The organism is Arthrobacter sp. DNA4 (assembly GCF_024362385.1).
Taxonomy (GTDB): domain Bacteria; phylum Actinomycetota; class Actinomycetes; order Actinomycetales; family Micrococcaceae; genus Arthrobacter.
Genome location: NZ_CP101466.1, coordinates 1,617,996 through 1,643,659, shown reverse-complemented (window position 1 = coordinate 1,643,659; position 25,664 = coordinate 1,617,996). Strand labels below are relative to the sequence as shown.

Here is a 25,664-nt window from a genome sequence, read left to right as displayed (position 1 = left end):
CCCCACTGCCGTGGCATCCGTCCCCGTTCCAGATCCACACTTGACGAGAAGCAGGCATATGAGCAGCGTTATTTCCCCGTCCACGGCAGCCCGCACCAAGACCCCCAACGTCGGCATGGCCATCTTTGCCCTGGCCATGGGCGGGGTGGCCATCGGCGTCACCGAGTTCACCATGATGGGCCTGCTCAAGGAAGTGGAACAGGGCCTGGGGATCAGTACTCCAGAGGCCGGGCACCTGATCTCCGCCTACGCGCTGGGAGTAGTGGTAGGTGCTCCGCTCTTTGCCGCCGTTGGCGCCAGGCTGCCCCGCAAGAAACTGGCACTGGGCCTCCTGCTGTTCTTCACCGTGGCCAACCTGACCTCGTTCATGGCCCCTGACTACGGGTCGATGCTCGTTTCCCGCTTTGCCGCCGGGCTGCCCCACGGGGCGTTCTTCGGAGTTGCAGCCGTCATCGCTGCATCCCTGGTTCCCCCCACCCGGCGGGGCTGGGCCATCTCCATGGTCATGGCCGGGCTCAGTGTCTCCAACGTGGTGGGCGTCCCGTTCGCCACGTGGCTGGGCCAAACCTTCGGGTGGCGCCTGCTGTTTGTGCTGGTGGGCGCCATCGGCCTGCTGGCCCTGGCCATGGTGTGGAAATTCGTCCCGTTCCAGCACGCCCACCCCGATGCCAGCATCCGTCGCGAACTTGGCGCCCTCAAGCGGCTCCAGGTCTGGCTGGCCCTCCTGGTGGGCATCGTGGGCTTCGGCGGCTTCTTCGCCACCTACACCTACATCGCGCACACCATGACGGCTGTGGCCGGCATCCCGTCGGGGCTGCTCCCCCTGGTGGTGGCGCTCTACGGGCTGGGCATGGTGGCCGGAAACATTGTCGGGGGCAGGCTGGCCGATAAATCGGTGATGGGCACCCTCTACCGCGTCCTCCCGGCTATTGCCGTTGCCCTGGTGGTTTACGCGGTGGCAGCCCACTGGCAGTGGAGCGCCATGGTGATGGTGTTCGTGGTGGGAGCTTCCGGTTCCATGCTGATCCCCGCCCTGCAGACCCGCCTCCTCGACGCCTCGCCGGATGCACCGTCGCTGGCATCTTCCCTCAACCATGCCGCCCTCAACGTCGCCAACGCACTCGGCGCGTTCCTCGGTGGAGTGGTCATCGCCCTCGGCTGGGGCTTTGTTGCCCCGGCACTCGTCGGCGCCGTCCTGGCCGTCCTCGGTTTCGGCGTCGCCCTCCTCAGCGGCTTGCTGGAACGCAAGAGGCCGCTGGCGGGCTAGGCTGCCGACCACCGCGTGCCCCGCCGTCACGGCCCCTCCAACTCCCGGCCGCGTGAGGCTCCTAACGATGCGGCAACGCCCTTTTTGGGGCTACTGACTTTGCGGGGTGCTTATGTTAGCTTGAGGCTCATCGGGACTATTAATCCCGGTCACAATGAGGAGGAGACATGGGTTTTCTTGCTTGGATTATTCTGGGCCTGATTGTCGGGGCCATCGTTAAAGCCGTTATGCCCGGACGGGTCGGCGGCGGCTGGGTTACCAGCCTCATCCTGGGTGTCGTTGGAGCCATCGTTGGCGGCTGGATTGGCAGCCTCCTGTTCAACAAGGGCGATCTTGCCTTCTTCGACCTCGGCACCTGGATTCTCGCTATCGTCGGCGGCCTGGTTGTCGCCGGCATCTACGGAGCCGTCACCGGACGCGGAAAAGCCAGCCGCGCTCCCTGATAACTCTGTCCAGCAACAACCATCGGGCCCCGGATTTCCGGGGCCTTTCTTTGTGGCCCGCAATCATGCTGCCCCGCAGGTGAACATGGGCGCCCGGGAATCCCGCTGGGCGCAGGCCGCCAACCGCCGTCGTGCGCCCCTACCCGGCGCGGACCTGCCCGGCGGCAGTATCGGGGCGGCGCTGGGAACGGGCGCTGGCGTAGAGGCACACAGTGGCCGCCGTTCCAAGGTTGAGGCTTTCGGCCGCACCGTAGACCGGAACCGCAACCCGGTGGTCCGCAAGTTCAAGCTCCTCAGCCGAGAGCCCCTGGGCCTCATTCCCAAAGAACCAGGCGGTCGGTGCAGCGAGGTCAAAGGCGGATGCAGGGCCTTCACCGGTGAGCCTGCGGCGCGCGTTCTCGTCCTGCAGGACATCCAGGTCCAGCTGCCCGTAACCGTCGGCAGCGAGGACGCCGATGCCCCGGGCCTTGCAGGCGGCAGCCAGTTCCGCAGGATCCGCAGCCAGGACGACCGGAAGATGGAACAGCGACCCCGCGGTGGAGCGGACCGCCTTGGGGTTGTAGATATCTACGCTGGACGCCGTGAAAATGACGGCGTCGGCGCCGGCCGAATCGGCCGCACGCAACACGGTGCCTGCATTCCCCGGGTCCCGGACCTGGCACAGCACGGCAATCAGGCGCGGGCCGGCGTCGAGCACGTCCGCCAAGGCGACGTCCACGAACCTGCAGACGGCCACGATTCCCTGAGGGTTGACGGTGTCCGCCATGGCCGCCAGGACCTCATCGGTGGCCAGCCGGGCGTTGGTGCCTTCGGCGAGCTCTTCGAATTCGGGGAAGCGGTCCAGGCAGCTTTCGCTGGCGAATACCTCGGTAACCACTCCGGGCGCTCCCGCCGAGAGGCGCTGCTGGTGGAGCTTGAGGGCTTCCCGGACCGCCTGCGGCCCCTCGGCAAGGAAATGGCCGCGCTTTAAACGGGCCGGGCGCCCTGCAAGCTTTGCCACGTCCCTGACCCGATCGGCTCGGGGGTTGGACAGTGGAAGATCTTGCGGGCGCCCGGTTTCGTTCATACAAGAACTGTAGTAGCTGACGCTTCCAGTTCCTGAACTGGCCCCTCAGGCGAGGGGCGGCAGCGACTGCTAGGCTGCGGCAACCTTCTTGGCGGAGGTGTCTGCCGGCAGGGAGTCCTTGGCCACCTGGACCAGTGCGGCGAAGGCGTTGGCGTCAGAAACGGCAAGCTCGGCCAGCATGCGGCGGTCAACCTCGACCTCAGCGGCCTTCAGGCCCTGGATGAGGCGGTTGTAGGTGAGGCCGTTGGCGCGGGACGCAGCGTTGATGCGCTGGATCCACAGGCGGCGGAAGTCGCCCTTCTTCTTCTTGCGGTCACCGTAGCTGTACACAAACGAGTGCAGCAGCTGTTCCTTGGCCTTGCGGTACAGGCGCGAACGCTGTCCGCGGTAACCCTTCGCCCGTTCAAGAACAACCCGGCGCTTCTTGTGGGCGTTGACCGCCCTCTTCACACGTGCCACGTGCGTACTCCTTCGAAAATCTGATCCCAAGCATCTGTTGCCGGTGTTCCGGCGGCCTGAGAAGGCTGTTTGGCAGGTGACGGACCACCGGTAAGCGGTCCATCAATAAACTTGGAAACTAGATGCCGAGCATCTTCCGGATGACCTTGGCGTCGCCCTTGAAGACGATCTTGTCGCCGGCAAGGCGGCGGGTCAGGCGGCTGGACTTGTGCTCCAGGTAGTGGCGGCGGTTGGCCTGCTGGCGGCGCAGCTTGCCGCTGCCGGTCAGCTTGAAGCGCTTCTTAGCACCACTGTGGGTCTTCATCTTCGGCATGGGAACCGATCTCCTTACGTTTCTGCGGACCCGGGGGCCGGCAGTTCTATCGCGCAGCCACCCCTGCGGGCAGCATGCTGGTTGCTGACTGCCGGGGACACGCCCCGGCAGCTGTGAACTAGTTGGTCTTCTTACCGGCCGGCTTCGGCACTGCCTTGGGGGCAGGGCGGGCAGCAGGCTTCGGTGCAGCAGGCCTGGCCACCGGCTTCGGCGGCGCAGGCACACCAGCCGGCTTCGGCGCCGCCGGTGCGGCTGCTTCCGGCTTGGCGGCAGCTGCAGGCTTAGGCGCCGGAGCGGCCGCCTTCGGTGCAGCAGCCTTGGGAGCGGCAGCCTTCGGGGCCTCCTGCTTCGGAGCTTCCTGCTTCGGAGCGGGAGCCTTGGCGGCTTCAGCCTTCGGGGCCTCCTGCTTCGGAGCTTCCTGCTTCGATGCGGGGGCCTTGGGGGCTTCCTGCTCAGGAGCGGCAGCAGGCGCTTCAGCCGGGGTGCTGTCCGCGGCCGTTGCCTCCGGTTCGGTGGAAACGGTGAAGCCTTCCGGCAGGAGGTCCGCCAGTGACTGGGTCATGGGGGTCTGGTCCTTGCCGGAGGTGTCAACGCGTCCTTCGGCTTTGGCTTCGTTCTGTGCCTTCGCTTCGGCGCGCTGGGTTGCCCGGCGTGCTTCCGCCTTGGCCTCAGCCTTGTTCTTCAGCGGGCCAACCACCATGACCATGTTGCGGCCGTCGATGCGGGGGCTGGACTCCACCACGCCGACTTCGGCGACGTCGTCGGCGAAGCGCTGGAGCAGGCGGATGCCCATCTCCGGACGCTGCTGCTCACGGCCACGGAACTGGATCATCGCCTTGACCTTGTCCCCGGCGCCGAGGAAGCGCAGGGCGTGGCCGCGCTTGGTCTCGTAGTCGTGGGTGTCGATCTTCAGGCGGAAGCGGATTTCCTTCAGAACCGTGTTCGTCTGGTTCTTCCGGGCCTCACGTGCCTTGACCGCGGCCTCGTACTTGTACTTGCCGAAGTCCATCAGCTTGCACACCGGAGGCTTCGCCTGAGGTGCAACTTCAACGAGATCAAGGTCGGACTCGGCAGCCAGGCGCAGGGCATCCTCAATACGGACGATTCCTACCTGTTCACCTGCAGGTCCGACCAGCCGCACCTCGGGGACGCGGATACGCTCATTGATTCTTGGCTCGCTAATGTTAAAGCTCCTGTGTTTGTTGTTGAGTCCGGCAAATGAAGAAGGCCCCCAATTGCCGGAGCAATCGAAGGCCTCAAAGAGGTTGGACCGGCAACCCGTAAAGGACTGCACGCGCACGATGACGGCAAATGCCGGCCCATGCCCAACCAGGTACCCGGCAACCTTGCGCCCCTGCAGGTTCCAAAGGAACGGGCGGGACAACGGCTGACGCGGGTGGGAGAGAACTCCGCTTGCAAACTGGAAGCCATACTACAGAAAAAATTCCCGTCAACGCCGCGAAGCACTGTTGGGAACCTGATCGTTTGGGACGATCCCTGAAATAACGACATCCAGTCGGTCTGTGTCAAGCTTACCAGTATGAGCACCTCAGACAGTAATTCGTACGTCTTCGAGCCCGGCGAAGCAGGCGCAGACGTTTCACAACAGATCCGCGACATCTCCGAAGTTCCCGCCATCGAGGTCATCACCACGGCCGCCGTGCACCTGATGAGCGCGGCCGCGGTAAAGCTTGGCCTGGCCGCAGAGGACAACGCAGCCGAACTCAAGGACCTCGACGAGGCCCGGAAGCTGATCACCGCACTGGTAAGCCTGGTGACCGCGGCGGCCCCGGAGATCGGTTCCCAGCACGCAGGGCCCTTGCGCGACGGCCTGCGGTCCCTGCAGCTGGCTTTCCGGGAAGAGTCGCTGATTCCGGACGCACCGGGCAAGGGCCCGGGTGAAAAGTACACCGGAGCCGTGAACTAGGGAGCAGCTCCCCCAAGCAGCGTCCGACGGCGGGACGGCCTTCACAGGTCGTCCCGCCGTCGTGCTTTAACTCCCCACTGGACGGGCCCGCTCAGGCGGCGGCGCGGCGGCGGCGCTGCTGGAGCGCCAGGCCCACCAGGCAGAGCAGCACGCCGGCGGCGCCGACGGACACGAAGCCGCCGGAGGGACCCATGATGTCGATGAAGACCCCGGCGAGGGGCGAACCGAGCGCAACGCCGGCGGTCAGCGCTGAGCCGTACCAGCCCATGGCCTCCCCGCGCCGTTCCTCCGATACCAGGTCCGCGACCTTCTCGGAGGCCGCGGACAGGACGGGGGCGCAGAGCAGGCCGGGGAGGACGGAGACCAAGGCAAGCGTCCAGGTGTCGTGGGCGAAGGCCATGGGCAGGGTCAGCGCGGCCATGCCCAGCAGCAGGATGACAGGTGGAATGGGCCGGTGCATGGCGCCGTATATCAGGCCGCCCAGCACGGAGGCAGCGCACCAGAAGACAAAGACGATCCCGATTTCGCTCTGGTGGCCGCCGGTTTCCAGGGCCGCGACAATGCCGACGTCGGTGCCACTGAGGACCATGCCCGCACCGGCGGCAACGGCGAAGAGTGCCGCGACCGTGGCGGTGAACCAGGCGAAGCCGCCGGCCAGTCTTCCCCGCAGGCCGCTTTGTGCCGCGCTGGTGGCCGCGCCGGCAGGGGCCAGCTCCGCGGCTGCTTCCTGGACATGCGCCGGGGCCGTGGAGACGACGGCGACTTCCGCAGCGTGCTGTTCGTCTTCCATGCACTCGACTGTTTGGTCCGGGCTGCGGGTGGGCGGGTTGAACCACATGAGGAACAGCCCGGCGAGGGATGTAGCCACGCCCACCACTGTCAGGCCTGCAATAGTGTGGCCGCTGGTGGCTACGACGGCGCCGGCGGCCGGGCCGATCATGAACACGAATTCCGTGGTGATGGCATCCAGGGCGAACGCCGTGCGCCGCTGGTCACCCTCGGCCAGGACACCCAGGGATTGCCGCACCACGCTGAAGATGGGCAGTGTGAGCAGGCCGCCCACGAAGACCAGCGGCAGGAGCCACTGGTACGACACATGGGGCACGATGGACCAGATCACGGTCTCTGAGATGACCGACGGGATGAGGGCGGTCCGCAACCCCACGGTATCCACGCGCCTCCCCCGCCACGGCGCCCCCAGGGCAATCCCGATGGTCATGACGGCCGCTGCAGCGCCGGCTGCGGCGTAGCCCTGGCCCAGGGTGAGGACGATGTGCAGGGTCAGCAGGACCCCTGCGGCTGAATGCGGGATGCGGGCAACCATGCCCACCAGCAGCAGCCGCCGGATCGGCCGGATGGCGAGCAACTCCCGGTAGAGAGCGAAATTCACGAAGCGGTCCTTCAGGGTATTCCGCTGTACCGGCGGGGATCACCCATCCTGCAGCGGTTAATCGGGAGCGCGCCTCAGTTTGATTTCCAGCGAGTCGACGCGCTCCCCAAACAATACATTCCGCGACCACTCCGACTGCAGACCGGCCACGAGCCCCTGCACACCGGCAGCGTCGAGGCCGTCTTCAAGGTACAGCACCACTTGCAGCTCCGGCCCGGCACCGCCGCCTGGAACCACAGAGCCGTCGGCGGCCCTGGCGGCCACTCCCCTGCCAGGCAGCAGCTCCATGCCGCGGACAGCCGCGAAGCCGGTGGCAACGTTGCCCATCTCGGCGGCCAGCTCCTGGTCACTGTAGGAAGGGGTCCAGCCATGCTGCTTGGCGAGGGCCCAGACACCGGGCCTGCGCACCACGAACGTCACGTCGGCACCCGGATCCAGGACCAGGAGTTCTGCCCCTTCGGCGACGGCCGAGAGCGCCGCCCGCGCGGCATAGACGGCCACCGGCCGGGCCTCGGGATGCCATGCGGACAATGCGGCTGCCGACGTGAAGGCCGGCAGCGCAGTCCGTCCGTCCGCAGCCTTCAGCGTCACCAGCGCCATGTCCGCCTGTTTGTCGGCGTGCAGCCCGTGCTCTGTTTCTGCCTCTTCAGCCAGCTGCGCCACGATGGGAATGAAGACCCGGACCGTGGCCAGTGACGCGACGACATCCGCCTCATCGCCCCGCCCCTCGCGGAGCGCGGCAATGGCGGCGAGGTAGCCGGCGTCGGCCGTTCCGTCGTCGTCCTCGAAGTTATGGATCTTCGCGTCCTCACCGGCGAGGCTGCGGCCGGCCCATGGCTGTCCCGCGGAATCCGTGGCACCACCGGCGCCGGCAAGCGCCGCCGCGATGTGTCCGGGCAGGTGGCGGGCGGGAGGGCTTACCGGTTCTTCGGAGCTGGGCATGGCGGGGCTGCTTCCCCGCGCCTAGCGGCGGCCGGCGACGTCGAGGGCCTCGGGCAGCGTGAAGGCTCCGGCGTAGAGGGCCTTGCCCACAATGGCGCCTTCGACGCCCAGGGGAACCAACGAGCGGAGGACCTTGAGGTCGTCCAGGCTGGAGATGCCGCCGGAGGCCACCACGGGCTTGCCGGTCTTCTCCACCATCTGGCGCAGGAGTTCAACGTTCGGGCCCTGCAGGGTGCCGTCCTTGGTCACATCGGTCACCACGTAGCGGGCGCAGCCGGCCTCTTCGAGGCGGCCCAGCACGTCCCACAGGTCTCCACCCTCCTTCGTCCAGCCACGACCGGCCAAGGTGGTCCCCCGGACGTCAAGGCCGACGGCGATCTTGTCGCCGAAGCGCTCGATGGCCCGGGCAGTCCACTCCGGGTTTTCGAGTGCTGCGGTCCCGAGGTTGACGCGTGCGACGCCCAAATCGAGGGCTGCTTCCAGCGTTTCGTCATCGCGGAGTCCGCCCGAGAGCTCCACCTTGATGTCCAGCCGGCCCACCACCTCGCGGAGCAGGTCGGCGTTGGAGCCGCGCCCAAACGCTGCGTCAAGGTCCACCAGGTGAACCCACTCGGCACCCTGCTGCTGCCAGTTCAGCGCCGCTTCGAGGGGGGTTCCGTAGCTGGTTTCGCTGCCCGCCTCGCCCTGGACCAGCCGGACGGCCTGGCCGTTGACGACGTCGACGGCAGGCAGCAGTTCAAGTACCGGCAGGTCATGTGCGGTGGTCATACTCATCCTCGGTGTTGGTTCTTCGGTTTCGGGCAAAGGCGGGTGGAATTCGGCGCGTTCAGGCAGGGCCGCAGAGCCCCTGGATCAGCCGCAGCGTGAGCAGGTAGGCGGCGACCAGCGACATGGCGGCCAGGACATAAAAGGCCACCTGGGTCCAGAGGGGCTTGCGCTGCTGCCGGAACGAGATGCCGCCGCCAATCAGCAGGCCGGCGAGGCCCGTCAGGAGTACGGGCCACATCTAGGCGTCACTGCCGGCGTCGGCCGCCGGGGCGCCAGAGTCAGCGGCGGCCGGCTTGCGCAGGCCTTCGACCCAGTTGCGCAGGAGCCGCGCGCCGGCATCGCCGGACTTTTCGGGGTGGAACTGGGTGGCGCAGAGCGGGCCGTTTTCAACGGCGGCGATGAACGGTCCGCCGTGCTCGGACCAGGTAACCAGGGGCGGCGCCATCCGAGGCTGGATGACGTCGAAGTTCCATTCCTGCACGCCGTAGGAGTGCACGAAGTAGAACCGTTCGTTTTCGACGCCGGCAAAGAGTTTCGAGCCTTCGGGGACCTTGACGGTGTTCCAGCCCATGTGCGGAACAACTTCGGCGGGGAGGGCCTCCACCTTGCCGGGCCATTCGCCGATGCCCTGGGCTTCGGTACCGTGTTCAACCCCGGCCTCGAACAGGACCTGCAGGCCCACGCAGATACCAAGGACCGGGCGGCCGCCCGCCACGCGCCGGCCGATGAGCCGGATGCCGTCCACGGCCTTGAGTTCGCGCATCACGGTCTCGAACGCGCCGACGCCTGGCACCACCAGGCCGTCCGCGTTCAGCACATCTTCCGGCTTCGAGCTCAGGATCACTTCCGCGCCGGCACGTTCCAGGGCGCGCACGGCCGACCGGACGTTCCCGGACCCGTAGTCCAGCACCGTGACCGTGGGCTTGCCTTCCGGCGACGGCAGCCTGCGCGACACCGACGGGTCGATGACCGCCCCGTCCTTCAGGACCTGCCCGCTCACAGCGCACCCTTGGTGGACGGGATGCCTTCAACCCGCGGATCCGGTTCAACGGCGGCGCGCAGGGCACGGGCAAAGGCCTTGAACTGTGCCTCGACGATGTGGTGCGGGTCCCGGCCGGCGATCACGTTCATGTGCAGGCAGATGCCGGCGTGCAGGGTGATGGCCTCGAAAACGTGACGGGTCAGGGACCCTGTGAAGTGGCCGCCGATCAGGTGGTATTCCTGGCCCGACGGCTCACCCCCGTGCACCAGGTACGGGCGGCCGGAGACGTCCACCACAGCATTGGCAAGGGCCTCATCCAGCGGCACGGTGGCCTCACCGAACCGTCGGATTCCTGCCTTGTTGCCCAGGGCAGTCCGCAGGACCTCGCCGAAGGTGATGGCGACGTCCTCCACGGTGTGGTGGACGTCGATGTGGGTATCTCCGGTGGCCTTGACCGTCATGTCGATCAGCGAGTGCTTGCACAGGGCGGTCAGCATGTGGTCGTAGAACGGCACCGAGGTATCGATGTCCGATACGCCCGTTCCGTCGAGGTTGATCTCCACGAGTACGGAGGACTCGCTGGTGGCACGCTCCATGCGGGCGGTCCGGGCAGCAGCCGTATTCGATCCGGTTGGACTCATGGTGAAGGATCCTTAGTGCGAGAAGGAGTGGTTCAAGGCGACCAGCGCCGCAGTATCAAGTCTAGGCGTGAAGCGCGGCGTGGCCGGCAAGGATGCGTTCCAGGGACGTGAGGAAGGCTGTGGTTTCCGCCTCAGTGCCTGCGGTGACCCGGAGGTGGCCGGGGATGCCCACGTCCCTGATGAGCACGCCCGCGTCCAGCAGTTCCTGCCAGACCTGGTGCGGATTTTCCAGGGCGCCAAAGAACACGTAGTTGGAGTCCGACGCGGCGGGCTTGAGGCCCATCCTGGTCAGTTCGGCCACGATGCGGTCCCGCTGCTTCTTGATGTCTTCGACGTCGGCCATGAGCGCTTCGCGGTGCTCAAGTGCTGCCAGGGCGGTGGCCTGGGTGATGGCGGACAGGTGGTACGGCAGGCGGACCAGCCGCAGGGCATCGGTGACCTCGGGTGCAGCGGCCATGTAACCGAGCCGGGCACCCGCCAGGGCGAACGCCTTGCTCATGGTGCGGGACACGATGAGCCGCTCACGGCCGGGCAGGAGCTTCAGGGCACTGGGAGTTCCGTCGTGCGCGAACTCGTGGTACGCCTCATCGACGATGACGATGGCCTGGCTGTCGGCACCGGCGTCATAGACGGCCTCCACGACGTCCAGCCCAAGTCCCGTCCCGGTGGGGTTGTTGGGCGAGCAGAGGAACACGATGTTCGGCTGCAGTTCCTTGACCTGGCGGGCGGCCGACTCCGCGCTGAGGTCATAGCCCTCCGCGCGTTCCCCGGTGATGTACTGCGTGTCTGTTCCGCTGGCCAGCAGGGGGTACATGGAGTACGTGGGCGGGAAACCGAGTGCGGTGCGGCCCGGACCGCCAAAGGCCTGGAGGATCTGCTGGAGGACTTCATTGGAACCATTGGCGGCCCACAGGTTGGTTTCATCGAGCCCATGCCCGAGGTATTCGGCCAGGGCCTTCCGGAGCGCGGTGAACTCACGGTCCGGATAACGGTTCAGGCCCGCAGCGGCCTCCGTCACGGCGGCACTGATGGCGGCGCGCACGTCCGCGGGAACACCATGGGTGTTTTCATTGACGTTCAGCAGGATGGGGACGTCCAGTTGGGGCGCCCCGTATGGGGTCAGGCCGCGGAGGTTGCTGCGGAGGGGAAGCCGGTTCAGACGTTCTAGCTGGTCGTTCACCTGAACAGTTTAGTTGCCGCGGCAACGACCGGAAAATGTGACGGTTCCTGTTCGCCCTCGGCATGTCCCGCGGCCGCCCGCTTCACGTGAGGCGGCAGCGCAGGCAGCGGGCCCTGGCAGCCGGCGGAGGCGGCAGATCCGGCGGCTCCGGACAATCAGTGGGTGGGGACGAAGAGCTGCTGGCCCGGAAGAACGGTACCCGCGGCAAGGTTGTTAAGCTGGACGATGTCCGCCACGACGTCCCGGGCGTCCCGGTCCGGAGCGACGGCGCCCGCAATGGCCCACAGCGACTGGCCGGACTGCACGGTCACCGTAACGGTGGGCGTCACCGCAAGGTCGGCGGCCGAGTCCGACGCCTTGGCCGGGGAGTGGAAGAGGCCCGAAAGCGACAGCAGGAGTACAGCCAGGAGCACGAGCGGAACTCCGATCAGGACGATCCTCCCCCGGCGGGTCAGCCGCAGGGGCGCGGACGAAGGTGAAACCTGGTGAAGAGATAAAGCTGACATGAACTAAGCCCTCCTGGACTTGCCGTGCTGCCCGGGTGTCCGCCCGCTGCTGCCTTGCCGTTCATATCGCGCCGGGACTTCTCCCGGCCGCGTATTCGAATGGCGCATCTGCTGGTTAGAACACATGTTCGAACTTTGCTTGTTAAGTTTTAGCACCTATCAACGAACAATGTCGAGACTCGCTAGAACAAATGTTTGAAAAAGCAATGTGGCTGGCCTAGTTTTGAAACCACAGAACAACCACCACTGAAGTTGAACAGCAGGGTCTGACAATGACAGTGGGAGTCCTTCCGGCGGCACTGTGGAACAGCGGCCCACGGAAGATCCGGCGGCAAGCGAAAGGCATTGGCGAATATGGCAGCAGCAGCCGCCGGGGGCAGGACCGCCCCGCAATCCAAGAGGACAGCCAAGGGGCTGACCCCTCGGCAGAAAAAGATCCTCGAGACCATCCAGCGCTCGGTCAATGAGAACGGGTATCCGCCCTCCATGCGCGAGATCGGCGATACCGTCGGCCTTGCGAGCCTGTCCAGCGTGACCCACCAGCTTTCCCAGTTGGAGAAGCTGGGTTACCTGCGCCGCGACCCCAAGCGGCCGCGCGCCATGGAAGTGCTGATGCCGCTCACGCTGGACGGCGGGGGCAAAGGCGCCGGTGCGTCTCCTGCGCCGCAGGCTGCGGGCGGGGGCGCCACCGTCACCGAACTGCCTACCGCACTGGATACGGCCATGGTTCCTTTGGTGGGCCGGATTGCCGCCGGCGGGCCCATCCTCGCAGAACAGCTCGTGGAGGATGTCATGCCGCTGCCCCGCCAGCTGGTGGGCCAGGGCGAACTTTTCATGCTCAAAGTGGCTGGCGACTCCATGGTGGACGCCGCCATTTGCGATGGTGACTGGGTGGTGGTGAGGCGCCAGGCTGACGCGGCCAATGGGGACATTGTTGCTGCCCTGCTGGACGACGAGGCGACCGTGAAGACGTTCCGCCAGCGCGACGGCCACACGTGGCTGCTCCCCCAGAACACGCAGTACGAACCAATCCTGGGCGACCACGCCACCATCATGGGCAAGGTCGTCTCGGTCCTGCGTTCCCTCTAGCCTGCGCACGCCTGCGCGGCATCCGCGCAGGCGTTGTCCGGCAGTCCGTCAGGAAGCGTCGGCACCGAGCCGGTTGAGCGCGGCCAGCGCCTTGGCGCGGTCGGTGGTGGCCCAGAACGGGGGCAGCGCACCGCGCAGGAATCCTGCATAGCGTTCGGTGGCGAGCCGTGAGTCTAGGACGGCCACCACGCCTTTGTCCCCGGTAGACCTGATCAGGCGCCCGGCACCCTGGGCGAGCCGGATGGCCGCGTGGGTGGCGGAAACGGCCATGAAGCCGTTTCCCCCTGCCTGCGCCACGGCACGCGAACGCGCCGTCACCAGGGGATCGTCCGGCCGTGGGAAGGGTATGCGGTCTATTACCACCAGCCGGCAGGATCCTCCGGGAACGTCGACGCCCTGCCATAGGGACATAGTGCCGAAGAGGCAGGTGTCCGGTTCGTCGGCGAATTGCTTGACCAAGGCGGTCATGGTCGACTCGCCCTGGCAGAGAACAGTCATATTGAGCTTGGGCCGGAGGGCGTCGGCGGCCTCTTCGGCCGCCCGCCGCGAGGAGAACAGGCACAGGGCGCCCCCGCCTGATGCCTTGATGAGTGCTTCGAGTTCTGACAGCGCTTCCTGTGACACGCCGCGGCCGGGCTTGGGCAGGTGACCGGCTACGTAGAGGATGCCCTGCTTGGGATAGTCGAAGGGCGAGCCAACATCCACGCCCGTCCAGCTGGGGGCCCCGTCGCCTACCAGGCCCAGTCCCCCGGCCGCCGGTTCAAAGGCGGAGCCGATGGCCAGGGTGGCAGAGGTCAGCACGACGGTGTGGTCTGCGAAGAGTCCCTCCCGCAGCCTGCCGGCGACGGACAGTGGGGCTATGTTGATCAGCACCGGCGCACTGTCATCGGGCTGTGAGTATCCCTGGCCGGGATCGAAGGTGCTGGCGCGGGAGAACCACACCACTTCGCGGTTCTCGCGTGCAGCAATGAGCCTTTCGCAGAGTTCCAGGATGAGCATCAGCCGGGAACGCGCCAGCTGCCGCCCGCCGTCGGCTGTGGTGTTGCTGTCCCCTTTGGAATCGGACAACGCGGCCCGGCACGCTTCACGCAACTGGTCCACGCAGTCGAGCTGTTCATCGTTCAGCCCGTTGGGAAGCAGACCGTTCGGTGCGCCGGCAAGGGCCAGTTCCAGGTTGGCAGCTACGGCGTTCAGGGCGTCAACGGTGATGGCGGTATGTTTCCGGGCACCCGAAGCGGCAGCGTGAACCATAGCCACGGACAACTGTCCGGACACGGCGCCAGTGACCCGGTCCTGCAGTTCGTGCGCTTCGTCCACCACCACGACGTCGTATTCGGGCAGGACGGCAAGTCCCTCGAACGCGCTGACGGCCAGCATGGCGTGGTTGGTGACCACCACATCGGCCTCGGCTGCGTCTTGCCGGGCGAGTTCGCTGAAGCATTCGGCGGCCATCGGGCATTTCTGTGCCCCCAGGCATTCCATCGACGTCACGGAAACCTGGCGCCAGGCGCGGTCGGTCACGCCGGGCAGGAGCTCGTCCCTGTCGCCGGTGGTTGTCTTTTCGGCCCATTCGCGGAGCCGTACCACTTCCTTGCCGAGCTGCGACGATGGTCCGCCCACCGAAGCAGCGAAATGTGGAACGCTGGTGTCCTCTCCCAGGGAGAAGAGCTGCCCTTCCGATGGTTCCTCTGACGGGAAACCGCCTTCAAGCTTGTGGCGGCAAACGTAGTTGGACCGCCCCTTGACCAAGGCAACCTTGACCGGCCGGTCCAGTGCCGGCGTGATGTTCTTCAGGAGCCTGGGCAGGTCCCTGCCCACAATCTGGGTCTGGAGTGCCAGCGTGGCCGTGGACACCAGGGCCGGTTTGTTGCTTTCCAGGGCATGGGCGATAAGCGGTACCAGGTAGGCGAGCGATTTGCCGGTGCCGGTGCCTGCCTGGACCAACAGGTGGTTGCCGGTTTCGATGGCCCGGGCCACCTGGCGGGCCATTTCGTGTTGTCCGGTGCGGCTTTGTCCGCCCATGCCGGCGACGGCGCGGTCGAGCAGTTCAATAACGAACTGCTCGCCCGCCGTCTGCGCAGCTTCGCCGGCAGCAGGGTCAGTCATTGACGACGAATGGTTCCAGTTCAGACGCGAGGCCCTCACGGACCATCACGGCAGCCCTGGTGCCTGTCTCAACGTGGTCCAGGCTGAGGATTTCGGCGTCGGACTCGTGGAGCTTGCTGAGCAGGTCCCCGCGGTCGTACGGAATGAGCAGCTCCATCTTGACGGATGGCCGGGGGATGGACTCACTGATGGCCTTCAGCAGCTCCGGAATGCCCTCCCCCGTCCGGGCGGAGACCACCACGTGCCGCGGCTCGCGCTGCTTCAGCCGCTCCACCACGAAGGGGTCGGCTGCATCGGCCTTGTTCAGGACGATGATTTCGGGCACCTTGCGGGCATCGACTTCGCTGAAGACTTTCCGGACCGCTGCAATCTGCCCTTCGGGGTCGGGATGCGAAACGTCCACCACGTGCAGGATCAGGTCCGAGTCGGCGACCTCTTCGAGGGTGGAACGGAAGGCTTCCACCAACTGTGTGGGCAGCGACCGGACGAATCCGACGGTGTCGGCCAGGGTGTACCCCAGGCCGTCGGCGGTTTCGGCCTTGCGGACAGTGGGATCCAGCGTGGCGAACAGCGCGTTTTCCACGAGGACACCTGCGTCCGTGAGCCGGTTGAGCAGCGAGGATTTGCCGGCGTTGGTGTACCCGGCGATTGCCACCGAGGGCACTTCGTTACGACGGCGGTTGGCCCGTTTGGTCTCCCGAGCGGGCTTCATGGCGGCAATTTCGCGCCGCAGCTTTGCCATGCGGGTACGGATCCGGCGCCGGTCCAGTTCGATCTTGGTCTCACCGGGGCCACGGGAGCCCATGCCGGCAGCAGCGCCGCCCACCTGGCCACCAGCCTGGCGGGACATCGACTCGCCCCAGCCGCGCAGGCGGGGAAGCAGGTATTCCAGCTGTGCCAGTTCCACCTGGGCTTTGCCCTCGCGGCTCTTGGCATGCTGGGCGAAGATGTCCAGGATCAGGGCCGTGCGGTCAATGACCTTGACCTTGACGATGTCTTCAAGGCCGCGGCGCTGGGAAGGTGCCAGTTCGGCGTCCACCACCACGGTGTCCGCGCCGGTGGACATGACGATGTCCTTCAGCTCCTGGGCCTTGCCGGACCCCAGGAAAGTCCCGGGGTCTGGTTTGTCGCGGCGCTGCACCAACCCGTCGAGGACCTCCGAACCGGCGGTCTCGGCGAGGGCCGCGAGCTCACGCAGCGAGTTTTCGGCGTCGGCAAGCGTTCCTTCGGACCAGAGCCCGGCGAGGACGACGCGTTCCAGGCGCAGCTGCCGGTATTCGACCTCGGTGACGTCTTCGAGTTCGGTGGACAGGCCTGCCCGCCGGCGCAGCGCGCGCCGTTCCTCGAGGTCCTGCTGGTCGCCGTCGTAGGTTGAGTGTTCTTCGTCAAGGCGGGAAATTGCCTGCGCCTTGCCAAGCACCGCCTTTCCATTGCCGCCTTCACCACCGGGCGTGCTGACGTTTCTGGCCGGTACCTCCTTGGCGAGGATCCGGTCGATGACAGCCTGGATCTCCTGCGGACTCATGTCCTGGGAGGCTGGTTCGGAACCGGTATTGGGCTGGCTGGTCATGGTCTCCTTTGAAGATTCGGCAGTTCCAGAATAGTGCTGATTGGGTGGAAGTTGGAAAGTATTCGCGCTGGGCTGACGGCCTGCGGTCATGCAGTTCTCCTGGTTGTTTCGCGACCGGCTGCGAGGCCGGGGCTCGAATGCCGCGTCAGGACGGCGGCAGGGCTGGAAAAGGCCGGAGAATGGCAGGAAGTGCAGCAGCAGGCTGACTTTCGAGTATTGTCCGGCGACCGGCTCAGACGGAAAGGTCTGGCCGGTGCGCAAAGCGGAAGGCATGGAAACCTGCGTCGCTGCGGGACGGACTGTCGCTGGAGGACAGGCTGCGGGACGGGCATGGCCCGTACCGGCTACTCGAAGATCAGGAACATGCCTTCCAGCGTAGCAGAGGGCCTTCAGGCCGGTTTCCCATTACGCTGCAGGGGGAACTACTCTGGCCAGTTATGGAGTCCGCACACTATTTCAGCACGTCCCCTGCCGGCCCCTTTACCCGGAAGCCTTTGACGGTGGAATTGGCCGGTGAGACGCGACGGCTCCAGACCTCCACGGGCATCTTCAGCCCCGACGGAATCGACAAGGGCACCGCGGTGCTCCTCGCCGAAGTTCCGGCCCCGCATCCAAAGGGCAATCTCCTGGATATCGGGTGCGGCTGGGGTCCGGTGGCGCTCACTATGGCGCTGCTGGCCCCCGAATCAAAGGTCTACGCCGTGGATGTCAACGAACGCTGCATCACCCTGACCAACGAGAACGCCGCCGCGCTGGGACTGTCCAACGTCGTCGCCAGCACGCCCCAGGCCGTGGATCCCGGCATCCGCTTCGACACCATCTGGTCCAACCCGCCGATCAGGATCGGCAAGGATGAACTGCATGCCCTGCTCAAACTGTGGCTGCCGCGCCTGGCAGATGGCGGCACCGCATGGCTGGTGGTGCAGAAGAACCTTGGCTCTGATTCCCTTCAGCGCTGGCTGGCCGCCGAACTGGACAGTTCCTTCACCGTGACCCGCGAATCGACGTCCAAGTCCTTCCGGATCCTGAAGGTCAAGAAAGCGTCCCACTCGCCACAATGACTGCGGGGCCGCTGAGCTCCACATGCTCGTGGCCGCCGGGGCCGGCGAAGAACTTCACGCCCACCGTTCCTCCCGGGACGTGGACCTGCCAAGCGTCGGGGGCTTCCGCCCCGGCCCAGTGCCTGATGGCGACGGCGGCAGCACAGGCGCCCGTCCCGCAGGACTGGGTCTCCCCCACGCCACGCTCGTGCACGCGCATGGTTACGGATCCGACGCCGTCGTGGACCAGCGGTTCTGCCGGCACCACGAATTCCACGTTGGTCCCGTTCGCGGGTACCGGGTCGACCTTCGGGGCGGTGAACAGCCGGGTGCCCGTGAGCTCCGCAAGTTCAGCGAGGGCCACCACGGTGTGCGGGTTGCCCATGCTCACGGAGAGTGCCGGCCGGGGAACCTCCAGCCCGTCGGCGGTGACAAGGGAGTCCATGGCCTTGGCGCCGGCTTCACCGGGGAAAATGAACTCCCAGGGTCCCATGTCCACCGCGTAGCCGTCTCCGGTCCGGACCACGGTCTTGACGCCGCCCCGGGTGCCGATGGTGAGCGATCCGCCGTCGGGCAGGTCGATCAGGCCCTGCGTCCGCAGGAAGTGGACGAAGACCCTGACCCCGTTGCCGCACATCTCGGACAGGGAGCCGTCGGCGTTGCGGTAATCCATGAACCATTCCGCGTCCGGAGTGCCGGCGAGCAGTTCCCGGCCCTCCGGCAGGAAGCGGGACGGGACGGCCCTGATCAGGCCGTCGGCCCCGATCCCACGGTGGCGGTCACACAGGGCGGCGGCCTGGTCGGCGCCGATTACGTGCGTCCCCTCGGGGTCCGCCACCAGGACGAAGTCGTTGCCGGTGCCGTGCCCCTTGGAAAAGCGGAGCCCGCTCAGTGTGCGCAGGGCGGGGCCGGTGGTTTCTGCGGGGGTAGCATTCATGATCCCAAGCGTAGCGGCGGGTGCTGCCGGTCCTGAAACCGCAGCTACCGGCACAACTCCGCTGCCTTGCCCACGAGCTCCGGATCCTGCCAGTCCAGCCACGTGATGCGGGGATCGGCGCGGAACCAGGTCAACTGCCGCCGGGCAAACTGCCGGGTGGCCACGATGGTTTCTTCCGCGGCAGCCTCAACGGTGGAGGCGCCGTCGAGGACCCGCAGGAACTGTGCATAGCCCAGGGCGCGGGATGCGGTTTTGCCGCGGCGCAGGCCTTTGGCATCGAGCATCCGGACCTCCTCCAGCAGGCCGGCGTCCACCATCCGGTGCACGCGCGCTGCCAGCCGGTCCCGCAAAACCCCGCGGTCCACGCCGAGGCCCACCTGGACGGCGGGCTGGTGGTACTCCCTCCGCGGCATGAAGGAGCTGAAGGGGCGCCCGGTGAGTTCGTGGACCTCCAGCGCGCGGATGATGCGCCGGGCATCGGAGACCCGGGAGGCGGAGGTGGGATCCACCCTCCGGAGCCTGCCCAGGAGTTCGCCTGTGCCGAGTTCCGCGTGCTCCGCCTCAAGCCGGGCACGCAGCGCAGGGTCGGTCCCCGGGAATTCCAGGACGTCCAGGGCGGCCCGGACGTACAGCCCGGAGCCCCCTGCCAGGATGGCGCGCTTGCCGCGCCCATGGATGTCGTCGATGGTTTCGCGCGCCTGGGCCTGGAAGTCGGAAACACTGGCTTCCTGGGTCACGTCCAGGATGTCCAGGAGGTGGTGCGGCACTCCCCTGCGCTCGGCCACCGTGATCTTGGCGGTGCCGATGTCCATGCCGCGGTAGAACTGCATGGCATCGGCGTTGATGACCTCGCCGTCCAGTTCGAGGGCAAGGTTGACGGCGAGGTCGGACTTTCCGGAGCCGGTGGGACCGACGACGGCGATGACGGGCGGGGCAGCCACCTGTCAGCGGGTGCGCAGCGGCAGTGAGGGCATGCCGAGGGAGACGCCCTTTCGTGCCTCTCCGGAACCGGGGACCGGCGCTCCGCAGGAGTCGGCCTGGGACCTGTCCCACGCGTCCCCTGCCCGTGAACGACGAAGGCTGTAGTCCCCAGGCGTCGGGTCGGAGACCAGGTGGAAAGCCGCGGCCTCGGTAATGGTGACAGTGACGAGGTCCCCGGGCCTGGGGGCAGGTGCGCCCTCCGGCACCGAGAAATGAACCAGGCGCTGGTCCTGCGACCGGCCGGACAGCCGGTGGGTTTCCTCCGACTTCCGCCCGGACTGTGCGGTCACCATGATTTCGAGCCGGCGGCCTAGCTGCTTCCGGTTTTCCTCCGCGGCGATGCGGTCCTGCAGGGCGGTGAGGCGTTCGAAGCGTTCCTGGACCACGGCCTTGGGAAGCTGGTCGGGCAGGTCGGCCGCGGGCGTGCCGGGACGCTTTGAATATTGGAAGGTGAAGGCGGTGGCGAAGCGGGACTTTTCCACCACGTCCAGGGTGGCCTGGAAGTCCTCTTCCGTTTCGCCCGGGAAGCCGACGATGATGTCGGTGGAAATGGCGGCGTGCGGAATCCTTTCGCGGACCTTGTCCAGGATGCCCAGGAACTTGGTGGACCGGTAGGAACGCTTCATGGCCCGGAGGATGCTGTCCGATCCGGACTGCAGCGGCATGTGCAGCTGCGGCATCACGTTCGGCGTCTCTGCCATGGCGTCGATGACGTCATCCGTGAAGGCGGCAGGGTGCGGGCTGGTGAACCGGACGCGTTCGAGCCCCTCGATCTCTCCGCAGGCACGCAGGAGCTTGGAGAATGCCTGCCGGTCCCCGAATTCCACCCCGTAGGAGTTGACGTTCTGGCCGAGCAGGGTGACTTCAATGGCGCCGTCGTCCACGAGTGCCTGGATCTCGGCGAGGATCTCTCCGGGCCGGCGGTCCTTTTCCTTGCCGCGGAGGGCGGGCACGATGCAGAAGGTGCAGGTGTTGTTGCAGCCCACGGAGATGGACACCCAGCCCGAGTAAACGGAGTCACGTTTGGTTGGCAGCGTTGACGGGAAGACGTCCAGGGATTCCAGGATCTCCAGCTGCGCTTCATTGTTGTGCCGCGCCCGGTCCAGGAGGGCGGGAAGGGCACCGACGTTGTGGGTACCGAAGACTGCGTCCACCCATGGCGCCTTCTTCAGGATCGTCTCGCGGTCCTTTTGCGCCAGGCAACCGCCCACGGCGATCTGCATGCCGGGGTTGGCCGCCTTCACGGGGGCCAGGATGCCCAGGTTGCCGTAGAGCTTGTTGTCCGCGTTTTCCCGGACCGCGCACGTGTTGAAGACCACGACGTCGGCATGCTCGCCCTCGGCCGGGACGTAGCCCGCGGCCTCGAGCAGGCCGGACATCCGTTCCGAGTCGTGGACGTTCATCTGGCAGCCGAAGGTGCGCACCTGGTAGGTGCGGGGCAGGCCTCCGGTTTGCGGCGCGGCCCCTGCTTCGACGGAAGGGGTGGTGCCGGGTTGGGGGGAAGGAATGGTCAAACTCACCCGTTAAGGGTACCGGCTTTGGAGGCCCCCGCTGTCGGGGTCCTGCTGGGAATCGAGGACATCGTTGACGATCCGGAACGCCTGCGAGGGCTGGTAACCCTTTCTTGCCAGCATGGACGCCAGGCGCCGCACTGCCTTGTCCCGTTCCCCGGGACCGGACAGGTCCGTTCCGGGCCGGAGCTTGCGCTCAACCAGGGCGCGCGCGGCGGACTCCTCATCGGCGTCAGTCAGTTGTTCCAGCGCTGACGCCGCTGTCTCCTGGTCGATGCCCTTTTCCGCGAGCTCACGCCTCAGCGCGCCTTGGCCAGCTTGCGGGACTGGGCGCGGCTCCTGACCCACATGTCAGCGAATTCTGCGTCGTTGATCAGCCGGACTTCCTGGAATTTGTCCAGCACCGCCTCCGCGACGTGCTCCGGGATGTTCCGTTCGGCCAGTTTCCGGGCAAGCTGCAGCCTGCTCTTGGGCGCCGCCGTCAGCTGCCGGTACACGATGGCCTGCGCCACCGTGAACGGGTCCGGTTCGGCGTCCGCGGCCTGCGGGTCTTCAGGGACTGCATACCCGTCCGGCACCCCTGTTGAGGAGGTGCCGGAACGGGAACGCCGTGTTCGTGGTCCGGTCAAGGGCTAGAACCCGTCGACAGCTTTCAGCTTCGGCGCGTCCTTGGACTCATCCTCCGCCGGCTTGACCCCGACACCGAGCTTCTCCTTGATGAGGCGCTCCAGCTCGGCAGCCAGCTCGGGGTTGTCGCGGAGGAACCGGCGCGAGTTCTCCATGCCCTGGCCCAGCTGGTCACCGTCGTAGGTGAACCAGGAGCCGGACTTCTTGATGATGCCGTGCTCCACGCCCATGTCGATGATGCCACCCTCACGGGAAATGCCCTGGCCGTAGATGATGTCGAACTCGGCGACCTTGAAAGGCGGAGCCATCTTGTTCTTGACGATCTTCGCCTTGGTCCGGTTGCCGACGGAATCGGCGCCTTCCTTGAGGGTCTGGATCCGCCGGACGTCGATGCGGACCGACGCGTAGAACTTCAGCGCCTTACCACCGGTGGTGGTTTCCGGGGAACCGAAGAACACGCCGATCTTTTCGCGGAGCTGGTTGATGAAGATGGCGGTGGTCTTGGTCTGGCTCAGGCGGCCGGTGATCTTACGCAGTGCCTGGCTCATGAGCCGTGCTTGGAGGCCGACGTGGCTGTCACCCATGTCGCCTTCGATTTCAGCGCGCGGCACCAGGGCGGCCACGGAGTCGATGACGATGACGTCCAGCGAGCCGGAGCCGACCAGCATGTCCATGATCTCCAAGGCCTGCTCACCGGTATCCGGCTGCGAGACCAGGAGGGCATCCGTGTCCACGCCCAGCTTGGCGGCGTAGTCGGGGTCCAGTGCGTGCTCGGCGTCGATGAAGGCTGCGATCCCGCCGGCGCGCTGGGCGTTCGCCACGGCGTGCAGGGCAACGGTGGTTTTACCCGAGGATTCCGGACCGTAGATTTCGATGACGCGGCCGCGCGGGAGCCCGCCAATGCCGAGGGCCACGTCCAGGGCGATGGAGCCCGTGGGGATGGTTTCGATCGGGGCACGGACTTCGTCGCCCAGGCGCATGACCGAGCCCTTGCCGAACTGCTTGTCAATCTGGGCCAGCGCTGCTTCCAGCGCTTTTGCACGATCCGGGGCTGCCGCCATGGTTGACACCTCTAATGCTTTCTCGATGGTGGCCTACGCGGCCGTTTTATTGGTCATCTCTGACGCTAAGGGGACCCACTGACATTCCGGCCGGAGGACGACGGTTATGTGGATAAACCCGATGGAAAAAGCATAGCCTTATCCGAACAGGTATTCGAAGAGTGGAGTTCCTGCGGCGTGTCAGGAGGAAGGATCCCGGCCGCCCTCGTCAAGGCCGGCCCCGCCGTCAATCGCGGCGCGGGGCGATGTCGCGCCCGAGCCGCCGTTCCGCCGGGACGTCCTGGACGTCGCAGACAGCAAGCCATACCCTCCGCGGTTCAATGCCCGCGGCCAGGGCCTGGTCAGCGGTGCGCCCGCCTACGCCGGCAAGGACCAGGGTACTGCTCAGCATGCGGGAGTACCCCGCACCGAACTCGTCATCCATGAGACGCCAGTACTCGCTGATTCGCATCGGTAAATCCTCTCATGATTGCGGACCCTAGAATTGTTGCCATGAGCAACTCCCCGGATCTCCCGCCGCGGCAGGACAAAGGCAACGACGCCGCCGACGCCGCGCTGCAGAATGTCGAACACCAGATCAGCCTCTTTTGGCGGCGGGCCCGGGCCATCTCCAACCAGCTCTCGCGCGAGGTCCATCCGGACATGGAGCCTGCCGCGTATGGGCTCCTGACGGTTATCCGCAGGGAAGGACCCATCCGGCTCACCGATCTTGCCATGAACATCGGGGTGGGCAAGCCGTCTGTCAGCCGGCAGATTGCCTTCCTGGAAAGCCTGGGCCTGGTGTCCAAGGAGGCGGACCCCCTGGACCGCCGGGCGCAGTCCATCCGGCTGACGCCGAAGGGCGAAGAGAAGATGCACCAGGTCCAGGACGCGCGGCGCCAGGTCTTCCAGGAACGGTTGCGCGAGTGGCCGGTGGAGGACCTGCAGGAACTGGCCCGGTGCATGGCCAAGCTGAACTCCACCTATGAGCGTGACGGGTTCGCCAGGGAAACAGCGGACGCATCAACCGCACAGGAAGACGCTCCCGACAACTAAGCGACAGCAGGAAGCCCCCGGCACGGCCGGGGGCTTCCTTATGTTTCCTGGTCCAACCCTGGGGTGGGGCTGCTTTTACCGGGCGCCGGAGAGGAGGCCCGTGGAGAGTTCGTCGTTCAGTTCAGTGTTGAGGTCGCGTTCCAGGTCACGGCCGTAACGCTGGGAAAATTCCTGCGGAACGGTGTCCGGAACTGCGACGCCTTCGGCTACTGCCACGCGGTCACTGACCTCGCGGAGCATGCTTGACAACGGAACATCCAGTGCCGAGCAGATCGAGGACAGAAGCTCTGATGATGCTTCCTTCTGGCCGCGCTCCACTTCGCTGAGGTATCCCAGGGAGACACGGGCACTGTGCGAAACTTCACGGAGCGTGCGCCCCTGACGCTGGCGGACATCGCGCAGGACATCACCGATTTCGTGACGAAGTACTACCATCTTGCGCTCCTTCTGTTCGCTCTTAGCCTGTTCGGCGAGGCCCACATCCTTCCAGCGGACAACGCCGTTTACGGATACGGGCTGCTTTACCATCTGTATCGCCTTGCTCCCTCATTGGTCAGGTCCGCCGCCGGCGAACCCGTCTTGGTCATTTCATCCTAGGCGCCTCCGCTCTCCGGAAGCGACACAATGTAATAACTAATCGGTACCGGCTTTTGTTCCCGGCAACTTTACGCCCGGTAACTTCACAGCCTGCGAGGGTCAGTACCAGGGCCTCAAGCAGTCTTTCCAGGGCGGCGCCGCACGCAGCGGCGCGAATGTCCGGCCTGCTGCCGGTAAAGGTGTATTCGAAACCGGCGGTGCCGCAGCCGTGGCAATGCCAATGTAAACCCGGCCTACGGGCTTGCCGTCGTGGGCCTCGGGACCGGCGACGCCGGTGGTGGAAAGCCCGACGTCGGCGCCCAGGACAGTGCGCGCCCCGGCGGCCATGGCACGGGCGACGTCGGGGTCGACTGAGCCGGCTCGGGCCAGCAGGTCGGCGGGCACGTGCAGCACCGCGTCCTTCACGGAGTTCTGGTAGGCCACCACCCCGCCCTGGAGCATGCCGGAGGCTCCGGGCGTATCGGCCAGGACCGCAGACACCATCCCGGCCGTCAAAGATTCCGCGGTGGCAACGGTCCGTCCTGACTCGAGCGCCTGCCTGACGGCCTGCGCGGCCAGCTGGTGAAGGTTGCTCATGCCTGTTCCTGCCCTTCCACGGTCCCTGCCTGCCGCTTGCCCTTCGCACGGAGGCGCAGGGCTTCAATCACGTATTCAACGCCGGTCCACAGCGTGATCGCCACGGCGGCCATCATGACGGCGAACGCCACCCAGGACATCCACGGCGCGAACGCCCCGAACGGCAGCAGGTACAGGAAGATTGCCGCGGTCTGCACGACGGTTTTGAGCTTGCCGCCGCGGGAAGCGGGGATGACGCCGTAGCGGATCACGAAGAAGCGCAGCGCAGTGACGCCCCATTCCCGGACCAGGATCACCAGGGTTGCCCACCAGGGCAGTTCGCCCAGCAGGGACAGCATCACCAGCGCGGAGCCGATGAGGAGCTTGTCGGCGATGGGGTCGGCAATCTTGCCGAAGTCGGTGACGAGGTTCCGGCTCCTGGCGATGTCGCCGTCGAGCTTGTCCGTGTAGATGGCCACAGCAAACGCGGCCACTGCCGCCCAGCGCCACGGACTGGAGGTGCTGTGCAGCCCGGGCGCATCGGCCACGAGGAACCACACAAAGAACGGGACCAGCGCGATGCGGATCATGGTCAGGACATTGGGAAGGTTCCAGACCCCGGCACGGCCCTGACCGGCGGCGGTTGCATCAGTGCTAGTCACGGTTCTAGG

27 protein-coding genes and 2 pseudogenes are annotated in these 25,664 nt (G+C 66.3%); 6 read left to right on the top strand and 23 right to left on the bottom strand.

Annotated features, from left to right (window positions below; genetic code table 11):
* Window positions 1–58 precede the first annotated feature (58 nt).
* The gene (locus NMQ03_RS07630; protein ID WP_255175070.1) at window positions 59–1,267 is read left to right on the top strand and encodes an MFS transporter; all 1,209 of its coding nucleotides are present in this window, start codon (window positions 59–61) and stop codon (window positions 1,265–1,267) included.
* Window positions 1,268–1,434: 167 nt separating this feature from the next.
* On the top strand, window positions 1,435–1,710 hold the full coding sequence (locus NMQ03_RS07625) for a GlsB/YeaQ/YmgE family stress response membrane protein (protein ID WP_159632311.1): 276 nt from the start codon (window positions 1,435–1,437) through the stop codon (window positions 1,708–1,710).
* A gap of 139 nt (window positions 1,711–1,849) precedes the next feature.
* On the opposite strand, the gene NMQ03_RS07620 is transcribed toward NMQ03_RS07625, so the two are convergent.
* The 4 genes from NMQ03_RS07620 to infC form a co-directional block, all read right to left on the bottom strand.
* Complete coding sequence (locus NMQ03_RS07620; RefSeq protein WP_255175069.1) at window positions 1,850–2,776, bottom strand: RNA methyltransferase; 927 nt, start codon at window positions 2,774–2,776, stop codon at window positions 1,850–1,852.
* 69 nt (window positions 2,777–2,845) lie between these two features.
* Window positions 2,846–3,235 carry a 50S ribosomal protein L20 gene (gene rplT, locus NMQ03_RS07615; protein ID WP_018763610.1) on the bottom strand — a complete coding sequence of 130 codons (390 nt, stop codon included), beginning with the start codon at window positions 3,233–3,235 and terminating at the stop codon, window positions 2,846–2,848.
* A gap of 118 nt (window positions 3,236–3,353) precedes the next feature.
* Complete coding sequence (gene rpmI, locus NMQ03_RS07610) at window positions 3,354–3,548, bottom strand: 50S ribosomal protein L35 (protein ID WP_009358635.1); 195 nt, start codon at window positions 3,546–3,548, stop codon at window positions 3,354–3,356.
* A gap of 118 nt (window positions 3,549–3,666) precedes the next feature.
* Window positions 3,667–4,689, bottom strand: a complete 1,023-nt coding sequence (infC, locus tag NMQ03_RS07605; RefSeq protein ID WP_255175068.1) for a translation initiation factor IF-3 — start codon at window positions 4,687–4,689, stop codon at window positions 3,667–3,669.
* Window positions 4,690–5,088: 399 nt separating this feature from the next.
* Here infC and NMQ03_RS07600 point away from each other — a divergent pair, with 399 nt between their 5' ends.
* Window positions 5,089–5,475 carry a DUF1844 domain-containing protein gene (locus tag NMQ03_RS07600; protein ID WP_255175067.1) on the top strand — a complete coding sequence of 129 codons (387 nt, stop codon included), beginning with the start codon at window positions 5,089–5,091 and terminating at the stop codon, window positions 5,473–5,475.
* 91 nt (window positions 5,476–5,566) lie between these two features.
* Here NMQ03_RS07600 and NMQ03_RS07595 read toward each other — a convergent pair whose 3' ends face one another.
* The 8 genes from NMQ03_RS07595 to NMQ03_RS07560 form a co-directional block, all read right to left on the bottom strand.
* Window positions 5,567–6,865: an MFS transporter gene (locus tag NMQ03_RS07595; RefSeq protein ID WP_255175066.1), complete on the bottom strand. Its 1,299-nt coding sequence runs from the start codon at window positions 6,863–6,865 to the stop codon at window positions 5,567–5,569.
* 57 nt (window positions 6,866–6,922) lie between these two features.
* Window positions 6,923–7,807: an SseB family protein gene (locus NMQ03_RS07590; RefSeq protein WP_255175065.1), complete on the bottom strand. Its 885-nt coding sequence runs from the start codon at window positions 7,805–7,807 to the stop codon at window positions 6,923–6,925.
* A 21-nt stretch (window positions 7,808–7,828) separates the two neighbouring features.
* Window positions 7,829–8,575: a bifunctional 1-(5-phosphoribosyl)-5-((5-phosphoribosylamino)methylideneamino)imidazole-4-carboxamide isomerase/phosphoribosylanthranilate isomerase PriA gene (gene priA / locus NMQ03_RS07585; protein ID WP_159632316.1), complete on the bottom strand. Its 747-nt coding sequence runs from the start codon at window positions 8,573–8,575 to the stop codon at window positions 7,829–7,831.
* A 58-nt stretch (window positions 8,576–8,633) separates the two neighbouring features.
* Window positions 8,634–8,813, bottom strand: a complete 180-nt coding sequence (locus NMQ03_RS07580) for a hypothetical protein (RefSeq protein ID WP_255175064.1) — start codon at window positions 8,811–8,813, stop codon at window positions 8,634–8,636.
* Window positions 8,814–9,575, bottom strand: coding sequence for an imidazole glycerol phosphate synthase subunit HisH (gene hisH, locus NMQ03_RS07575; RefSeq protein WP_255175063.1), 762 nt, complete (start codon window positions 9,573–9,575; stop codon window positions 8,814–8,816). It lies immediately after the preceding gene.
* Window positions 9,572–10,198: an imidazoleglycerol-phosphate dehydratase HisB gene (gene hisB, locus NMQ03_RS07570; protein WP_255175062.1), complete on the bottom strand. Its 627-nt coding sequence runs from the start codon at window positions 10,196–10,198 to the stop codon at window positions 9,572–9,574. The genes hisH and hisB overlap by 4 nt, the downstream gene beginning before the upstream one ends.
* A gap of 61 nt (window positions 10,199–10,259) precedes the next feature.
* Complete coding sequence (locus NMQ03_RS07565) at window positions 10,260–11,378, bottom strand: histidinol-phosphate transaminase (protein ID WP_255175061.1); 1,119 nt, start codon at window positions 11,376–11,378, stop codon at window positions 10,260–10,262.
* 155 nt (window positions 11,379–11,533) lie between these two features.
* Entirely contained in the window at window positions 11,534–11,884 is a 351-nt protein-coding gene (locus NMQ03_RS07560; protein WP_159632320.1) for a LysM peptidoglycan-binding domain-containing protein, read from the bottom strand.
* A gap of 354 nt (window positions 11,885–12,238) precedes the next feature.
* Here NMQ03_RS07560 and lexA point away from each other — a divergent pair, with 354 nt between their 5' ends.
* A complete protein-coding gene (gene lexA, locus NMQ03_RS07555) occupies window positions 12,239–12,973 on the top strand; it encodes a transcriptional repressor LexA (RefSeq protein ID WP_255175060.1) in 735 nt (244 codons plus the stop codon).
* Between the two features lie 48 nt (window positions 12,974–13,021).
* Here the strand turns inward: lexA and NMQ03_RS07550 are convergent, their stop codons facing one another.
* Together NMQ03_RS07550 and hflX are read right to left on the bottom strand one after the other, a co-directional pair.
* Complete coding sequence (locus tag NMQ03_RS07550) at window positions 13,022–15,079, bottom strand: ATP-dependent DNA helicase (RefSeq protein ID WP_255175059.1); 2,058 nt, start codon at window positions 15,077–15,079, stop codon at window positions 13,022–13,024.
* Window positions 15,072–16,649 carry a GTPase HflX gene (gene hflX, locus NMQ03_RS07545; RefSeq protein ID WP_255175058.1) on the bottom strand — a complete coding sequence of 526 codons (1,578 nt, stop codon included), beginning with the start codon at window positions 16,647–16,649 and terminating at the stop codon, window positions 15,072–15,074. The genes NMQ03_RS07550 and hflX overlap by 8 nt, the downstream gene beginning before the upstream one ends.
* Before the next feature lie 437 nt (window positions 16,650–17,086).
* Between hflX and NMQ03_RS07540 the strand changes: the two genes are divergently transcribed.
* Window positions 17,087–17,710, top strand: coding sequence for a class I SAM-dependent methyltransferase (locus NMQ03_RS07540; protein ID WP_255175057.1), 624 nt, complete (start codon window positions 17,087–17,089; stop codon window positions 17,708–17,710).
* On the opposite strand, the gene dapF is transcribed toward NMQ03_RS07540, so the two are convergent.
* The 6 genes and pseudogenes from dapF to NMQ03_RS07510 all read right to left on the bottom strand — a co-directional run bounded on the left by dapF (window position 17,682) and on the right by NMQ03_RS07510 (window position 23,257).
* Window positions 17,682–18,626, bottom strand: a complete 945-nt coding sequence (dapF, locus tag NMQ03_RS07535; protein ID WP_255175056.1) for a diaminopimelate epimerase — start codon at window positions 18,624–18,626, stop codon at window positions 17,682–17,684. The two genes, NMQ03_RS07540 and dapF, sit on opposite strands and share 29 nt — an antisense overlap.
* Window positions 18,627–18,670: 44 nt before the next feature.
* Complete coding sequence (gene miaA / locus NMQ03_RS07530) at window positions 18,671–19,567, bottom strand: tRNA (adenosine(37)-N6)-dimethylallyltransferase MiaA (RefSeq protein ID WP_255175055.1); 897 nt, start codon at window positions 19,565–19,567, stop codon at window positions 18,671–18,673.
* Window positions 19,568–19,570: 3 nt separating this feature from the next.
* Entirely contained in the window at window positions 19,571–21,127 is a 1,557-nt protein-coding gene (miaB, locus tag NMQ03_RS07525) for a tRNA (N6-isopentenyl adenosine(37)-C2)-methylthiotransferase MiaB (RefSeq protein WP_255175054.1), read from the bottom strand.
* A 3-nt stretch (window positions 21,128–21,130) separates the two neighbouring features.
* Window positions 21,131–21,630 (bottom strand): annotated as a pseudogene (locus NMQ03_RS07520) (regulatory protein RecX).
* Window positions 21,631–21,750: 120 nt separating this feature from the next.
* On the bottom strand, window positions 21,751–22,806 hold the full coding sequence (recA, locus tag NMQ03_RS07515; protein WP_043455230.1) for a recombinase RecA: 1,056 nt from the start codon (window positions 22,804–22,806) through the stop codon (window positions 21,751–21,753).
* Between the two features lie 226 nt (window positions 22,807–23,032).
* Window positions 23,033–23,257 (bottom strand): DUF3046 domain-containing protein, encoded by a 225-nt coding sequence (locus tag NMQ03_RS07510; protein ID WP_255175053.1) that lies wholly within the window; start codon window positions 23,255–23,257, stop codon window positions 23,033–23,035.
* Between the two features lie 41 nt (window positions 23,258–23,298).
* Here NMQ03_RS07510 and NMQ03_RS07505 point away from each other — a divergent pair, with 41 nt between their 5' ends.
* Window positions 23,299–23,841: a MarR family winged helix-turn-helix transcriptional regulator gene (locus NMQ03_RS07505; protein ID WP_255175052.1), complete on the top strand. Its 543-nt coding sequence runs from the start codon at window positions 23,299–23,301 to the stop codon at window positions 23,839–23,841.
* Window positions 23,842–23,916: 75 nt separating this feature from the next.
* On the opposite strand, the gene NMQ03_RS07500 is transcribed toward NMQ03_RS07505, so the two are convergent.
* From NMQ03_RS07500 to pgsA, 3 genes and pseudogenes are all read right to left on the bottom strand, one after another.
* Window positions 23,917–24,369 (bottom strand): helix-turn-helix domain-containing protein, encoded by a 453-nt coding sequence (locus NMQ03_RS07500; protein ID WP_018771597.1) that lies wholly within the window; start codon window positions 24,367–24,369, stop codon window positions 23,917–23,919.
* A gap of 175 nt (window positions 24,370–24,544) precedes the next feature.
* Window positions 24,545–25,014, bottom strand: a pseudogene (locus NMQ03_RS07495) (CinA family protein); the annotation flags it as partial.
* Complete coding sequence (gene pgsA, locus NMQ03_RS07490) at window positions 25,011–25,655, bottom strand: CDP-diacylglycerol--glycerol-3-phosphate 3-phosphatidyltransferase (RefSeq protein WP_255175051.1); 645 nt, start codon at window positions 25,653–25,655, stop codon at window positions 25,011–25,013. The gene pgsA and the pseudogene NMQ03_RS07495, both read right to left, overlap by 4 nt.
* Window positions 25,656–25,664 lie beyond the last annotated feature (9 nt).